This is a genomic window from Serratia sp. FDAARGOS_506, from assembly GCF_003812745.1.
GTDB lineage: Bacteria > Pseudomonadota > Gammaproteobacteria > Enterobacterales > Enterobacteriaceae > Serratia.
The window spans coordinates 873,483-888,461 of sequence record NZ_CP033831.1 but is presented as its reverse complement, the minus strand read 5'-3'; the positions used below and the strand labels follow the sequence as shown (position 1 = coordinate 888,461).

Genomic DNA, 14,979 nt, shown 5'->3' with positions numbered 1-14,979 from the left:
TATTCGCGTCCCGCCCCCGCAGCAATGGGTAAAAAAGTGGGCTAACTCTACCAAAATAGCACGATTGGCAACAGGGAAATCTACGTTGCCGACGGTGAAATAGTACACGGCAAACGGTGGTTCCGGCATCGATTCAGCGGATTTTACATTACCTGACATAAGCCGACGGTTTTTGACCGCCGTGGCTATTTTGGCTCGTGGCTCACGCCATCCAGATGCACCACCGGGTTCTCCGCGAACAGGTAGCGGTCGGCGTTGTATTCGAAATCGTCGCTGGTGGCGTTGAACAGCATCTGCTTGGTGTTTTCCAGATGCTGCCACATCGCCAGTTTGGCGGCGTAAGGATCTTTGCGCATCAGCGCCTTGAGGATCTGATCGTGATCGTCGCACCAGCTGGCGATCGAGCGTTCGTCGATATGCTCGTGCAGTTTCTTCCAGTAAGGGTTGTTGACCCGCTGCACCCACATTTTTTCCACGATGGTGGCCATGGCGGTGTTCTGGGTGGCCAGCGCCACCTGAACGTGGAACTTCAGATCCCACTGCGAATCGCGGAAGCGATCCTCTTTACGGGCGTGCTCCTGAATCTCCATCAATTGCACGATATCTTGTTTGGTCACCTGAGTGGCGGCGAACTCGGCGATATTGCTTTCGATCAGCTGGCGCGCCTGCAGCAGTTCAAACGGGCCGGCGGTGGCGAACTCGATGCTGTCGCCCGGCACCACCAGGTGTTTTTGCTGGTTGGACACCACGTGGATCCCGGATCCCTTGCGCACGTCCACATAGCCTTCGACTTCCAGCATGATGATCGCTTCGCGCACCACGGTGCGGCTGACATTCATCTCTTCGGCGATGTATCGCTCGGCGGGCAGTTTGTCGCCTACCGGGTAGCGGCCGCTTTCGATGCGTTGCTTAAGCTCGGCGGCCAGTTGCTGATACAGGCGTCTGGTTTCAGTGAATTCCATAGTGAATGCTCTATACGGTGCGGTGGGAAGGGGCACGTGGCCATCGGATTTGTTATACCACTTATTCGGCACCGCTGCCAGAGGAGCAAAAGGCCCGGCGCGGCGGCCGGGCGGCGGGATCAGCTGCGCACCGGGGCTGGCTGAAGCGCGGTTGGCTGCGCTTCGGCGGCCGGGCGGTTTTGCAATACTGTCCAGATGACGATGGCACCGAGAATGTCGAAGACCGACAGCGCAGCGAACAGCGGGCTGAAGCCGAGGGTGTCCGCCAGGGCACCAACCACCAGGGCGAACAGCGTGCTGGCGGTCCAGGCTGCCATGCCGGTCAGGCCGTTGGCGGTCGCCACCTCATTGCGGCCGAATACGTCGGAAGAGAGGGTGATCAGCGCGCCGGACAGCGCCTGATGGGCAAAGCCGCCGACGCACAGCAGCGCGATAGCCGCGTACGGGCTGGTGAACAGGCCAATCATGCCGGGGCCGATCATCAATATCGCCCCCATCGTCACCACCAGCTTGCGCGAGACGATCAGATTGACCTTGAAATACTTCTGGAACAGCGGCGGCAGGTAGCCACCGACGATACAGCCAAGATCGGCGAACAGCATCGGCATCCAGGCGAACATGGCGATCTCTTTCAGATTAAAGCCGTAGGCCTTGAACATGAACAGCGGGATCCAGGCGTTGAAGGTGCCCCAGGCCGGTTCCGCCAGAAAGCGCGGCAGCGCGATGCCCCAAAACTGGCGGTTGCGCACGATCTGCCAGGCGGACATCTTTTTGGCGTTAGAGGTCTGGTGCTGCGCCTCCTGGCCTTCGAGGATGTAACGGCGCTCTTCTTGGCTCAGTTTCTTCTGATCTTTCGGGTGCTTATAGAACAGCAGCCAGCAGATGGCCCAGATCAGGCTCAGCACGCCGGTGATGATGAACGCCATTTCCCAGCTGTGCGCCACGATGGCCCAGACCACCAGCGGCGGGGCGATCATGCCGCCGATAGACGAACCGACGTTGAAATAGCCGACGGCGATCGAACGCTCTTTGGCCGGAAACCACTCGCTGCTGGCCTTCAGCCCGGCAGGGATCATCGCCGCCTCGGCCATGCCGACCGCGCCGCGCGCCAACGCCAGCCCGCCCCAGCTGTTGGCTAGCGCAGTGCCCATACAGAACACCGCCCACAGAATGGCGAACATGGCGTAACCGACCTTGGTGCCCAGCACGTCCAGCACATAGCCCGCCACCGGTTGCATCACGGTGTAGCAGGCTGAATAGGCGGCGACGATATAGGAATACTGTTGGGTGGTGATGTGCAGCGTATCTTCCAGCGTCGGCGCCGCCACGGCGATGGCGTTGCGGGTCAGGTAACCCAGCACGGTGCCGATGGTCACCAGCCCGATCATGTACCAGCGTAACCCTTTAATTTTACGCATCCGAAATATCTCCCCGTTTGAAGGTGTGGCCGTCGATGCGGCTGGCGAGACAATAACCTGTCATACAGGTTTAAAAGTTGAGTGATATCACAAAAGGAATTATTCGTCTGAGCGATACTGTCGTTGGTGAAACAGGGCGTTTATGCCGCACATTTGCAGAAAAACTGAGCGAAAAAGGGATTGGAAGACCTTGATTCAGCTGGCCATGGGAAAAATTTGCTGGACGCTCGCTAAAATTGGTGTGATAACTTTTGTGATTCGATCCCTGTGCCGCACGGCAAGTAAGGTAAGGAGCCCGAGATGGCGACGTTTTTGAGCGAAGATTTCCTGCTGGACAGCGAATTTGCCCGGCGTTTGTACCATGACTACGCGGCGCAGCAGCCGATTTTCGATTACCACTGCCATTTGCCGCCGCAGCAGATTGCGGAGAATACCCGCTTCAGCAACCTGTACGATATCTGGCTGCGGGGCGATCACTACAAATGGCGGGCGATGCGCACCAACGGCGTTGCCGAGCGGCTATGCACCGGCGATGCGGGCGATCGTGAGAAATTCGACGCCTGGGCCGCCACGGTGCCGCACACCATCGGCAACCCGCTCTATCACTGGACGCATCTGGAGCTGCGCCGGCCGTTCGGCATCACCGGAACGCTGCTGTCGCCGAGCACGGCGGATGAGATCTGGCAGCGCGGCAATGCGCTGCTGGCGCAGGATGAGTTTCGCGCGCGCGGTATCATGCAGCAGATGAACGTGAAAATGGTCGGCACCACCGACGATCCGATCGACGATCTGCGCCATCACCGGACGATCGCCGACGATCGCAGCTTCGATATCAAGGTGTTGCCGAGCTGGCGGCCGGACAAGGCCTTCGCCATCGATGCGCCCGGCTTCAATGACTATCTGCGGCAGCTGGAGGCGGCGGCGGACACCGCCATCGGCCGCTTCAGTACGCTGTGCGACGCCCTGTACAGGCGCATGGATCACTTCGCTGACCACGGTTGCAAGGTGGCCGATCACGCGCTGGACGTGGTGGTGTTCGGTGAGGCCGATGAAGCGACGCTGGATGCGATCCTGCTGCGCCGCCTGAACGGCGAGCTGCCGACGCCGGAACAGAGCGCCCAGTTCAAAAGCGCAGTGCTGCTGTTCCTGGCCGGCGAATACCGGCGCCGCGGTTGGGTGCAGCAGTATCACATCGGTGCGCTGCGCAATAACAACAGCCGCATGCTGGCCGCCATCGGGCCGGATATCGGCTTCGACTCGATCAACGATCGGCCGCTGGCGGAACCGCTTTCGCGGCTGCTGGATGCCCAGGCGCGGCAGGGCGGCCTGCCGAAAACCATTCTCTATTGCCTCAACCCGCGCGATAACGAAGTGATCGGCACCATGATCGGCAATTTCCAGGGGGAAGGCACGCCGGGCAAGATGCAGTTCGGTTCCGGCTGGTGGTTCAACGATCAGAAGGACGGTATGCAGCGCCAAATGACGCAGCTGGCGCAGCTCGGGCTGCTGAGCCGCTTCGTCGGCATGCTGACCGACAGCCGCAGCTTCCTGTCGTATACGCGCCATGAGTACTTCCGTCGCATCCTTTGCCAGATGATCGGCCGCTGGGTGACGGACGGCGAAGCGCCGGCCGATATCGCGCTGCTGGGCGAGATGGTGAAAAACATCTGCTTCGACAATGCCAAAAACTATTTCGCCATTGATCTGGCGTAGCCGTTATCCGGGACCGGTTTATGCAAAGTACGATAAAGATTCACGAGCAGGATAACGTGGCGGTAGCGCTGCGCGACCTGGTGGCCGGAGAAACGGTTGAGCTGGCAGGCATAACCGTTTCGCTGGCGCAGCCGGTGGCGCGCGGGCACAAGTTTGCGCTCGGTCCGATCGCCGAGGGAGAGGACATCATCAAATATGGCCAGCCGATCGGCCATGCGCTCTCAGCCATTGCGCCTGGGGAGCATATTCATTCGCAAAACGCCAAAACCAACCTGAGCGATCTGGACAGTTACCGTTACCAGCCGCAGTTCCCGGCGTTGCCGCCGCAGGCGGCGGATCGCGAGGTGCAGCTGTACCGCCGGGCCGGCGGAGAAGTGGGCATCCGCAACGAGCTGTGGATCGTGCCGACCGTCGGTTGCGTCAACGGTATCGCCCGCCAGATCCAGCAGCGTTTCTTGCAGCAAACGCAGGCGGAGGGGATTGACGGTGTGCATCTGTTCAGCCATCAGTTCGGCTGTTCGCAGCTGGGGCAGGATCATGCCAACACCCGCATCATGCTGCAGAATATGGCGCGCCATCCCAACGCCGGCGCGGTGCTGGTGATCGGGTTGGGGTGCGAAAACAATCAGGTGGATGCCTTTCGCGCCACGTTGGGCATAGCGGACGAGCGGCGGCTGCGCTTTATGGTGTGCCAACAGCAGGATGACGAGGTAGAGGCCGGGCTGGCGTTGTTGCACGAGCTGTACCGGGAGATGCGCCACGATCGCCGCGAGCCGGGCCGCCTGAGCGAGCTGAAGTTCGGCCTGGAATGCGGCGGTTCGGACGGATTGTCGGGCATTACCGCCAATCCGCTGTTGGGGCGTTTTTCCGACTATGTGATCGCCAACGGCGGCACCACGGTACTGACCGAAGTGCCGGAGATGTTCGGTGCCGAACGCATTCTGATGAGCCGCTGCCGCGATGGGGAGACCTTCGGCAAAACCGTCGACATGATCAACGATTTCAAACGCTATTTCATCGCCCATCAACAGCCGATATACGAGAACCCGTCGCCGGGAAACAAGGCCGGCGGCATCACCACGCTGGAGGAGAAATCGCTCGGCTGCACCCAAAAGGCGGGGCTAAGCCAGGTGGTGGACGTGCTGAAATACGGCGAACGGCTGCGCGTGCCAGGGCTGAATCTGCTCAGCGCGCCGGGCAACGACGCGGTGGCGACCAGCGCGCTGGCCGGTGCCGGCTGCCATATGGTGCTGTTTAGCACCGGGCGCGGCACGCCGTACGGCGGCTTTGTGCCGACGGTGAAGCTGGCTACTAACAGCGAGCTGGCGGCGAAGAAACCGCACTGGATCGATTTCGACGCCGGCGGCCTGATCCACGGCGTGGCGATGGAGACCTTGCTTGGCCGCTTCGTCGATCTGATCGTCGAGATCGCCAATGGCCGTCCGGCGCGTAATGAAACCAACGACTTTCGCGAGCTGGCGATCTTTAAAAGCGGGGTGACGCTGTAAGGCCGACAAAAAAGGCGCTCCCTCGAGCGCCTTTTCTATGCCGCCAGGTGGGATTAACGCACCTTCAGCGGGTCTTCGTTCGCCAGCCGTTGATCTTCTGCCTGGCAGGCCGCGGCGGTGAACAGCACGTCGGTGGAGGAGTTGAGGGCGGTTTCCGCCGAATCCTGCAGCACACCGATAATAAAGCCCACCGCTACCACCTGCATCGCCACGTCGTTCGGGATGCCGAACATGTTGCACGCCAGCGGGATCAGCAGCAGTGAGCCGCCGGCCACGCCGGAGGCGCCGCAGGCGCAGAGGGCGGCCACCACGCTCAGCAGCAGGGCGGTCGGTACGTCCACCGCGATGCCCAGCGTGTTCACTGCCGCCAGCGTCAGTACGGTGATGGTGATCGCCGCACCGGCCATGTTGATGGTTGCGCCCAGCGGGATGGAAACCGAGTAGGTGTCCTCATTCAGGTTCAGCTTCTTGCACAGCTCCATGTTCACCGGGATGTTGGCGGCGGAGCTGCGGGTGAAGAAGGCGGTCACGCCGCTCTCACGCAGGCAGGCGAACACCAGCGGATACGGGTTGCGGCGGATCTTCCAGTAAACGATCAGCGGGTTGAGCACCAGCGCCACCAGCAGCATGCAGCCGAGCAGCACCATCAGCAGCTGGGCGTAGCCCCACAGCACGCCGAAGCCGGTTTCCGCCAGTGTGGACGCCACCAGGCCGAAGATGCCGAGCGGCGCACAGCGGATCACTGCGCGCACCACCAGCGTGACCGCATGGGACATGTCGTTGATCAGCCCCTTGGTGGTCTCGGAAGCGTGGCGCAGCGCCAGCCCCAGCCCGACAGCCCACGCCAGAATACCGATGTAGTTGGCGTTAATCAGCGCATGGAACGGGTTGGCCACCACGCTCATCAACAGACCCTTCATCACCTCCACAATGCCGCCCGGCGGGGTAATGTCGGTCGCGCCGGTGGTCAGCGCCAGCGTGGAAGGGAAGATAAAGCTGACGACGACCGCCACCAGCGCCGCGGCGAAGGTGCCCAGCAGATAGAGGAAAAGAATGGGGCGAATGTTGGTCTTCTGCCCCTGTTTATGGTTGGCGATCGAGGCCATCACCAGAATCAGTACCAGCACCGGTGCCACCGCTTTCAGCGCGCCGACGAACAGGGTACCTAACAGGCCGGCGGCCGCTGCGGCCGCCGGCGAAACCAGCGCCACCAGAATGCCGGCCACCAGACCGACCATGATTTGTTTGACCAGGCTACCCTGCATGATCCTTTGTAGTAGTTTTTGCATAGTGCTTTCTTCCTGATGTTATCTGGCCGCCGCGGCGGGAACGACGCCGGGTAGCTTTGTATGATTCTGTAACTAAGTGTGTTTGCCGAATCAGTATTCAGCAATCGAATGATGTTGGAAAGAGGCGGGGATGAAATTCTGAGCGCGGATCAACACTTGATAACATACTGGTTACATTTGTGTGATCGCAATAACGTTTGGCGTTTTGGGGGAATTGCCAAACAATCACGGGGCGACTAGCGCCCCGGATAACAGATTGTGGTTATTTCTTCGCCAGACGATCGTTGCGGCGATTGACCCAGGCGTTGATCAGCAAGGTAAGCGTCAGGATGCCCGCCACCACGCCGAGCGACACGCCGATTGGGATGTGGAAGAAGTCGATAATCAGCATCTTGATGCCGATAAACACCAGGATCACCGACAGGCCGTATTTCAGCATCGAGAAACGTTCCGCCACGTTGGCCAACAGGAAGTACATGGCGCGCAGACCCATGATGGCAAACAGGTTAGAGGTCAGGACGATGAACGGATCGGTGGTCACGGCGAAGATCGCCGGAATGCTGTCTACCGCGAAGATCACGTCGCTCAGTTCTACCAGGATCAGCACCAGCACCAGCGGGGTGGCGAACAGGATGCCATTGCGGCGCACGAAGAAGCGCTCGCCTTCCAGGCTGTCGGTCATGCGCAGGTGGCTGCGCAGCCATTTCACCAGCGGCTTGTCGCCGATCGCCGAGTCATCTTCCTTCGCCAGCGCCATCTTGATACCGGTGAACAGCAGGAAAGCGCCGAACAGATACAGCAGCCACTGGAACTGGCTGACCAGCCAGCTGCCGGCGAAGATCATGATGGTGCGCAGCACGATCGCCCCCAGCACGCCGTAGATCAGCACCCGCCGCTGCAGGTTGGCCGGCACGGCGAAGTAGCTGAACAGCATCAGCCAGACGAACACGTTATCCACCGCCAGCGCTTTTTCGATCAGGTAGCCAGTCAGGAAAGCCAGCGCCTGGGTATCGGCGACGGCGCGCCCGGCAGTTTCATTCAGGTAGTACCAGAAACCGAAATTGAACAGCAAGGAGAGGCTGACCCACACCAGTGACCAGCTGGCGGCCTGCTTCAGAGTCATGGTGTGCGCGCCTTTACGGCCCTGCAACAGGAGGTCGATTGCGAGCATCACGACGATGACGGCGGCGAAGCTGCCCCATAACCACGGTGTGCCAACAGAATTCATCATCAGAGGTATCCTTCAAAACCAAAAACGGCCAACGTCGGAAGACGCCAGCCGCTCTGTGAACGCTGCAAGCAAACCTCGCCTTCCGGCAAGGTCTCACTTACAACGTTGATGAAGGTGGTTACACCTTTGACATCAGGTTGCCCGGTAACCGGATGCGTGCGCATCGTAATGACGATTGACCGGCAATGAAGTTACTCCCCTTTGCAGAGCAGAAAGTAATGCAAAATGTGTCGGCGGTCAACGTGAATCGCGTTAGCCGGCCATCGCTTTTTGCGCACCGAGGCTGACGACGAATCCCTGCAGCAGCAGGCGGCTGAACGGCGTGTCGCTAACCTGTTGTTGTTTTTGCTGGTAGAGGGCCTGCTGCTCGGGATGCAGTTCGCCAAGCCACTGCAAATACTGGCTCATCACCGCGCCGTTGAATTCCGGGTGGAACTGGGTGGTCAGGGCGTGATCGCCATAGCGCAGGATCTGGTGTGCATCCTGCTGCGAACGCGCCAGTGTCTGCGCACCGGCGGGGGGCGTCAGCACGCTCTGCGAATGGATAAGATTGGCCTTGAAGCGTGGTGGCAGCAGGGTGAGGCGCCGATCGTCGGCCGCGGCGGGCAACAGCTCAATTTCCAACGTGCCAACCTCCATGCCCTGCGGGTGGTAGCCCACTTTGCCGCCGAGCGCGTAGGCCAACAGCTGGTGGCCGTAGCAGACGCCGAACAGCGGCAGTTTGATCGCCATCGCCTGACGCAGCCATTCGGCGGCCTCCTCACTCCACGGCAACTGCTCGGTCACCATCGCCGGCGATCCGGTGATGACCACGCCACAATAGGCGGCCGGCGGCAACGGCCGCTCGCCGGCGGGAAGATGCACGATATGCACACGTTCGGCATCGATATTGCCCTGTTGCAGGAACATCCCTTCAAAATTGGCCAGTTCCTGACGAATGGTCTGCGGCGCGTCGCCGGTTTGCATCACAAGCAGCGGTTTCATCTCATTCTCCGTCGGCGGGGAAGACGACGCCGGTCTGGCGGCGGATGTCGGTCAGCAGGCGGGCGACGATCAGCGAATTCTCCAGCCCCGGGTGTTCCACCTGATGTTTCTCAACCAGCTCGGCGAAGGCCAGCGCTTCATACAGCATGGTGTTGATGTGCTGCGTCTGGCTCAGATCCTGACGGTTGCCGCCGCGCGGCGTCAGCGCCACGCCCTGGCACTCGGAAATCTTGTCGATAATCAGCGTGCCTTCTTCCCCCTGTATTTCGCTGGGGATCGCCGAGTCGCTGACCTTGGAATGGGAAAGCGTGACGTCGAAATCGCCGTAGTTCAGGCAGACGGTGCCGTGGGCGTCCACGCCGGTATCCAGCAGCGTGGCGCTGGCCAGTACCGACTGCGGCGCGCCGAACAGCGCGACCGCGCTGGCCAGGCAGTAATAGCCGATGTCCATGATCGAACCGTTGGAGAACTGCGGGTTAAAGGTGTTGGGGTTCTCGCCGGCGAGGTAGCGCGGATAGCGCGAAGAGTATTGGCAATAGTTGATAAAGGCTTTGCGCAGCCGGCCGACTTTCGGCAACGCCTGCTGCAGCGCCAGGAAGTTTGGCAGATAGGCGCTTTTGAACGCCTCGAACAGCACCACCTGATTTTCCCGTGCGCAGGCTACCAGCTGTTCCGCTTCGCGCTGGTTGGAGGCCAGCGGTTTTTCGCAGATCACGTGTTTTTTATGGCGCAGGAACAGCAGCGATTGCGGGCAGTGCAGGGCATTGGGGCTGGCGATATACACCGCGTCTATGGCGTCGGACTGTGCCATCGCCTCGAGCGAGTCGAAAAACTGCGTGACCTGATAGTTGGCGCCGAACGCCTGCGCCTGTTCCAGCGAGCGTGAATACACGGCGCTCAATGTGAGTTTGCCGCTTTCATGGGCGGCATCGATAAAACGTTCCGTAATCCAGTTGGTGCCGACGACGGCAAAGCGAATCATGGCGAGCTCCGGTCCAGGCCTAAAACCGCAGATTATCACGCCCTCACTCGCTATGCATACAGCTCGCCGAACAGCGAAAGGTGCGTCAGATACAGCCGGGTATCGAACTCCAGCTGGTGGTAATCCGGCTCCATATGGCAGCAGAGGCTGTAGAACGCCTTGTTGTGATCTTTCTCTTTCAAGTGCGCCAGCTCATGCACCACGATCATGCGCAGGAAGGGTTCGGGCGCAACCTTGAACACCGTCGCCACGCGGATTTCCGCCTTGGCCTTCAGCTTGCCTCCCTGCACGCGCGAGATGGCGGTGTGCAGGCCCAGCGCATGTTTCATGACGTGGATCTTGCTGTCGTAGGCCACCTTGCTCAGCGGCTGGGCGTTGCGCAGATACTGGTTTTTCAGATCGACGGTAAACTGATACAGCGACTTGTCGGTGGTGCAGTCGTGCACCTGCGGATAGCGCTGCAGCAGCACGTCTCCCAGCCGATTCTGATGGATCAGTTGCTGCACCTGGCTTTGAAGATGCGTTGGGTAGCCTTGCAGGTAGGTCAATTCAGACATTCTTGTTCCGTATCAACGGCCATTCAGCCGGTTATTCTATGCTGTTTTTTCGCTCAAATCCTGGCATACGCAATTTATCCGAAAAAACATTTTACTGACGGGCATTTTTAGGGGATAAACAGCCCAAATTTTATCAGTCAGGAGGGGCAATGAGCCAACTCGATCTGGGAACACAGCAACTTGAGCTGGAGCGTTATCCCCAACAGGAAGAATCCACCCAGCTGCAGGCGTGGGAAGCGGCGGATGAATATCTGCTGCAACAGCTTGAAAACGTAGATATCGGCGGCCGTCCGGTGCTGATTTTCAACGATAACTTCGGCACCCTGGCCTGTGCGCTGCACGCGCATCGCCCTTACAGCGTCAGCGACTCATACATGAGCCAGCTGGCAACGCGCCACAACCTCAAGCTCAACGGTTTGGATCCCGAGCAGGTCACGCTGTTGGACAGCCTGGCCGAGCTGCCGGCGGCGCCGGCGGTGGTGCTGATTCGCGTGCCGAAGGCGCTGGCGCTGCTGGAGCAGCAGCTGCGTGCGCTGCGCCACGTCGTGACCGAAGACACACTGATCGTCGCCGGCGCCAAGGCGCGCGACGTGCATACCTCGACGATGCAGCTGTTTGAAAAGGTGCTGGGCCCAACGCGCACCAGCCTGGCGTGGAAGAAAGCGCGCCTGATCTTCTGTCAGGCGGCGGACATCGTCCCACCGGCGGCGGCGGAAACCACCGACTGGACGCTGGACGGCACCGATTGGCTTATCCATAACCACGCCAACGTCTTCTCGCGCGGCAGCCTGGATATCGGCGCGCGCCTGTTTATGGAACATCTGCCGCGCGGCCTGAACGGCCACATTGTCGATCTGGGCTGCGGCAACGGCGTGATTGGCCTGATGGCGCTGGCGCAAAACCCGGAAGCGCAGGTGACCTTCGTCGATGAATCTTACATGGCGGTGGCCTCCAGCGAACTGAACGTGGAGCACAACCTGCCGCAAGAGCTGGATCGCTGCCAGTTTGAGGTGAACAACGCGCTGGCGGGCATCGAGCGCGAAAGCGTGCAGGCGGTGCTGTGTAACCCGCCGTTCCACCAGCAGCACGCGATTACCGATCACACCGCCTGGCAAATGTTCTGCGACGCCAAGCGCTGCCTGCAGGTGGGCGGCGAGTTGCGCATTGTCGGCAACCGCCATCTCGACTATCACCAGAAGCTCAAGCGTCTGTTCGGCAACTGCACGCTGGTAGCCTCGAACAAGAAGTTCGTGATCTTGAGAGCGGTGAAATCCGGCGCGCGTCGCTGAGCGTGATGTCCACGGGGGCGGTGCGCCCCTCAGGCTGTAGACAAAGGGAGAAAAAGCGTGGTTTTTCCCCCTTTTGTGGTTATCAGCCGAAAATCAATAAATTGATTTTCCTTGTTTTCTATTCGCTGCTCTCTGCCAACCCGGCATGGGGATGAGATTTGTCATCAATATTAGGGGCGCTGTGCGTAATGCTGGTCAGTTAGCGTTTTTCTGAACGTATTTGTGCAGTTTTCGGTCGATAAAAGCGAGATGTCCCATGTGGCTCCTGCACCTCGACCGAGCCAGGGGCCGAAGGCGCGGCCCCTGGCAACCCGCGCCTTTGCCCTATCAGACGATTGGCTTTGCCAACTTTACTCAGCCCATCCCTGGGCCTCGCCCCTTCGGGGCCGCTGCAAGCAGCGTTCAAATCTGCTCCAGGCAGATTTGTCCTCTCTCCGCCATAGCGCATTGAGGCCGGTTGCGACAGGCGTCCCTGCCTGTCTCACCTGAAACCGCCGTCCATGGCGGTTTCTCCTAATGCGCTATGCCTGCGTTCGGCGTCTTCAAGGGCGCCTTACACTGTGCTCATCTCCAACTTCTCTTCTCTGCCATAACCTCATAAAGGACGGGTTGCCCGGTAGCCACCAGCTCGGGTGTTGACCTTTGGCGCGCATCACCGGCTGCCGAGCAAGACGGCATTGTCAGGGGCAACCGGCCAGGGAAGGCCGGTTGAGGCGAGACTAACAGGGACGTTTGTCGCAGCCGACCCGCCCGACAATGCAGACGCGGCGAGGGTATCCGCACAGCGGACAGACGGTGTTAAGCGAAGGCGCGGGTGGAGGGGCCGCGCCTTCGGCCCCTCCAATTGCCGTTCATTGTAGTAACAGAGAAATTCTGGGCATTTACGGCAATTCATCCTGCACGCCACGTACAGAGACTGGATAAAAAAATGCCAGTCAGGCTTAAGTGACCAGCATTAGGCGCTGTGCGCCCCTTTTTTTACAGCGCCATCGCCAGCCGCGTACCCTGATCGATCGCGCGGCGGGCGTCCAGCTCGGCGGCCACGTCGGCGCCGCCGATCAGATGCACGGTTTTCCCCATCGCCAGCAGCGGCTGCTGCAGCTCGCGGCGCGGTTCCTGCCCGGCGCAGATGACCACCGTGTCTACCGGCAGACAGCTGTCCTGCTCGGCGCGGGTGATGTGCAGCCCTTCGTCATCGATCAGCCGATAGCTGACGCTGTTGAGCATCTTCACGCCGCGCATCGCCAGGCTGGCGCGGTGGATCCAACCGGTGGTTTTCCCCAGGCCTTCGCCCACTTTGCTGGTTTTGCGCTGCAACAGGTAGATCTGCCGCGTGGTGCGCGGTGCCTGCGGGCCTTGCGCCGCCAGCCCGCCGCGCTGCTCAAGGCGGCCGTCGATGCCCCATTCGCGGTTGAATTCCGCCTGATCCAGGCTGCTGGAGACGCCGTGCTGGCTGAGGTACTCGGCGGTGTCGAAGCCGATGCCGCCGGCGCCGACGATCGCCACCCGCTGGCCGACCGGTTTTTTATCGCGCAGCACGTCCAGATAGCTCAGCACCTTGGCGTGGCCGATGCCGGGGATGTCCGGGGTGCGCGGCACGATGCCGCAGGCGAGGATCACTTCGTCGAACTCGCTTAAATCCGCCGCCTCGACCTTGACGCCCAGCCTGACCGTGACTTCGCGCAGCGCCAGCTGGCGGCGGAAGTAACGCAGGGTTTCATGGAATTCTTCCTTGCCGGGGATCTGCTTGGCGATGTTGAACTGGCCGCCGATCTGATCGGCCGCGTCGAACAGCGTCACCTGATGGCCGCGGCTGGCGGCGGTGGTGGCGAAGGCCAGCCCGGCGGGGCCGGCGCCGATCACCGCCAGCTTTTTCGGTTTCTCCGCCATCGTCAACGGCATTTCGGTTTCGCGGCAGGCGCGCGGGTTGACCAGGCAAGACGTCAGCTTGCCTTCAAAAATCTGGTCGAGGCAGGCCTGGTTGCAACCGATGCAGGTATTGATCTCGTCGGCGCGTCCCTCGGCGGCTTTCTGCACAAAGGCGGCGTCGGCGAGGAACGGGCGCGCCATCGACACCATGTCGGCGCAGCCGTCCGCCAGCACCTGCTCGGCCACCGCCGGATCGTTGATGCGGTTGGTGGTGATCAGCGGAATACCCACCTTGCCCATCAGCTTGCGGGTCACCCAGCTGAACCCGGCGCGCGGCACCATGGTAGCGATGGTCGGGATGCGCGCCTCGTGCCAGCCGATGCCGGTATTGATGAGAGTGGCGCCCGCCTGTTCGACCGCCAGCGCCAGCTGTTCAATCTCCTGCCAGCTGGAGCCGTCTTCCACCAGATCGAGCATCGACAGCCGGTAGATCAAAATGAATTCTGTGCCCACCGCCTGGCGCACCGCCCGCACGATCTCGACGGCGAAGCGCATGCGGTTGGTGAAGCTGCCGCCCCAGCGATCGTCGCGCTGGTTGGTGCGCGCCGCCAAAAATTGGTTGATCAGGTAGCCTTCGGAACCCATCACCTCAACGCCGTCGTAGCCGGCCTGTTGCGCCAGTGCCGCGCAGCGGGCGAAGTCGGCGATGGTCTGCTCGATCTCCGCTTCACTCAGCGCGCTTGGCGCGAAGGGATTGATCGGCGCCTGCAGCGCGGAAGGGCCCACCGGGTGCGGCTGATAGCTGTAGCGGCCGGCATGCAGGATCTGCAGCGCTATCTTGCCGCCCGCGCGATGAACGGCCTCGGTGACCGGCCGATGGTGAGGCAGCTGCGCCTCGCTGTTGAGGGTGGAGCCGCCGCGATACACCACGCCTTTGTCGTTGGGCGCGATGCCGCCGGTGACGATCAGGGCCACGCCGGCGGCGGCGCGCTCGGCATAGAACGCGGCCAGGCGCTGTGGGCCGTCTGGCAGCTCTTCCAGGCCGGTATGCATCGATCCCATCAGCACCCGGTTTTTCAGGGTGGTGAAGCCGAGATCCAGCGGCGCCAGCAGGTGAGGGTAATTGCTCATTGCACTCTCCATCGTTCATCCCCCGCCTCTTTCAACCTGCAGCGTT

The 14,979-nt window shown here is 61.0% G+C and carries 11 protein-coding genes; 3 read left to right on the top strand and 8 right to left on the bottom strand.

All coding sequences use genetic code 11. The features are described 5' to 3' along the window. Positions 1-185 precede the first annotated feature (185 nt). Together exuR and EGY12_RS04425 are read right to left on the bottom strand one after the other, a co-directional pair. A complete protein-coding gene (gene exuR, locus EGY12_RS04430; RefSeq protein ID WP_033636102.1) occupies positions 186-962 on the bottom strand; it encodes a transcriptional regulator ExuR in 777 nt (258 codons plus the stop codon). Between the two features lie 119 nt (positions 963-1,081). Then, positions 1,082-2,380, bottom strand: a complete 1,299-nt coding sequence (locus EGY12_RS04425) for an MFS transporter (RefSeq protein ID WP_049198503.1) — start codon at positions 2,378-2,380, stop codon at positions 1,082-1,084. A 300-nt stretch (positions 2,381-2,680) separates the two neighbouring features. Here EGY12_RS04425 and uxaC point away from each other — a divergent pair, with 300 nt between their 5' ends. Then, a complete protein-coding gene (uxaC, locus tag EGY12_RS04420; protein WP_123892698.1) occupies positions 2,681-4,093 on the top strand; it encodes a glucuronate isomerase in 1,413 nt (470 codons plus the stop codon). 20 nt (positions 4,094-4,113) lie between these two features. Beyond that, entirely contained in the window at positions 4,114-5,601 is a 1,488-nt protein-coding gene (locus tag EGY12_RS04415) for a UxaA family hydrolase (RefSeq protein WP_123892697.1), read from the top strand. 53 nt (positions 5,602-5,654) lie between these two features. Here EGY12_RS04415 and sstT read toward each other — a convergent pair whose 3' ends face one another. From sstT to EGY12_RS04390, 5 genes are all read right to left on the bottom strand, one after another. After that, positions 5,655-6,890: a serine/threonine transporter SstT gene (gene sstT / locus EGY12_RS04410; protein ID WP_123892696.1), complete on the bottom strand. Its 1,236-nt coding sequence runs from the start codon at positions 6,888-6,890 to the stop codon at positions 5,655-5,657. Positions 6,891-7,152: 262 nt separating this feature from the next. Beyond that, positions 7,153-8,121 carry a TerC family protein gene (locus EGY12_RS04405; RefSeq protein ID WP_060424713.1) on the bottom strand — a complete coding sequence of 323 codons (969 nt, stop codon included), beginning with the start codon at positions 8,119-8,121 and terminating at the stop codon, positions 7,153-7,155. Between the two features lie 252 nt (positions 8,122-8,373). After that, a complete protein-coding gene (locus tag EGY12_RS04400; protein ID WP_123892695.1) occupies positions 8,374-9,105 on the bottom strand; it encodes a glutamine amidotransferase in 732 nt (243 codons plus the stop codon). A 1-nt stretch (position 9,106) separates the two neighbouring features. Continuing rightward, a complete protein-coding gene (locus EGY12_RS04395; RefSeq protein ID WP_123892694.1) occupies positions 9,107-10,087 on the bottom strand; it encodes a Gfo/Idh/MocA family protein in 981 nt (326 codons plus the stop codon). A 50-nt stretch (positions 10,088-10,137) separates the two neighbouring features. After that, the gene (locus EGY12_RS04390; protein ID WP_004937154.1) at positions 10,138-10,644 is read right to left on the bottom strand and encodes a M48 family metallopeptidase; all 507 of its coding nucleotides are present in this window, start codon (positions 10,642-10,644) and stop codon (positions 10,138-10,140) included. A 149-nt stretch (positions 10,645-10,793) separates the two neighbouring features. Here EGY12_RS04390 and rlmG point away from each other — a divergent pair, with 149 nt between their 5' ends. Next, a complete protein-coding gene (gene rlmG, locus EGY12_RS04385) occupies positions 10,794-11,933 on the top strand; it encodes a 23S rRNA (guanine(1835)-N(2))-methyltransferase RlmG (RefSeq protein ID WP_123892693.1) in 1,140 nt (379 codons plus the stop codon). Between the two features lie 978 nt (positions 11,934-12,911). Here the strand turns inward: rlmG and EGY12_RS04380 are convergent. Then, entirely contained in the window at positions 12,912-14,933 is a 2,022-nt protein-coding gene (locus EGY12_RS04380) for an FAD-dependent oxidoreductase (RefSeq protein WP_123892692.1), read from the bottom strand. Positions 14,934-14,979 lie beyond the last annotated feature (46 nt).

Bases quoted from the DNA above. Each gene is read 5' to 3' on its own strand.
- exuR (WP_033636102.1), bottom strand. From the start codon at position 962: ATGGAATTCACTGAAACCAGACGCCTGTATCAGCAACTGGCCGCCGAG.
- EGY12_RS04425 (WP_049198503.1), bottom strand. From the start codon at position 2,380: ATGCGTAAAATTAAAGGGTTACGCTGGTACATGATCGGGCTGGTGACC.
- uxaC (WP_123892698.1), top strand. From the start codon at position 2,681: ATGGCGACGTTTTTGAGCGAAGATTTCCTGCTGGACAGCGAATTTGCC.
- EGY12_RS04415 (WP_123892697.1), top strand. From the start codon at position 4,114: ATGCAAAGTACGATAAAGATTCACGAGCAGGATAACGTGGCGGTAGCG.
- sstT (WP_123892696.1), bottom strand. From the start codon at position 6,890: ATGCAAAAACTACTACAAAGGATCATGCAGGGTAGCCTGGTCAAACAA.
- EGY12_RS04405 (WP_060424713.1), bottom strand. From the start codon at position 8,121: ATGATGAATTCTGTTGGCACACCGTGGTTATGGGGCAGCTTCGCCGCC.
- EGY12_RS04400 (WP_123892695.1), bottom strand. From the start codon at position 9,105: ATGAAACCGCTGCTTGTGATGCAAACCGGCGACGCGCCGCAGACCATT.
- EGY12_RS04395 (WP_123892694.1), bottom strand. From the start codon at position 10,087: ATGATTCGCTTTGCCGTCGTCGGCACCAACTGGATTACGGAACGTTTT.
- EGY12_RS04390 (WP_004937154.1), bottom strand. From the start codon at position 10,644: ATGTCTGAATTGACCTACCTGCAAGGCTACCCAACGCATCTTCAAAGC.
- rlmG (WP_123892693.1), top strand. From the start codon at position 10,794: ATGAGCCAACTCGATCTGGGAACACAGCAACTTGAGCTGGAGCGTTAT.
- EGY12_RS04380 (WP_123892692.1), bottom strand. From the start codon at position 14,933: ATGAGCAATTACCCTCACCTGCTGGCGCCGCTGGATCTCGGCTTCACC.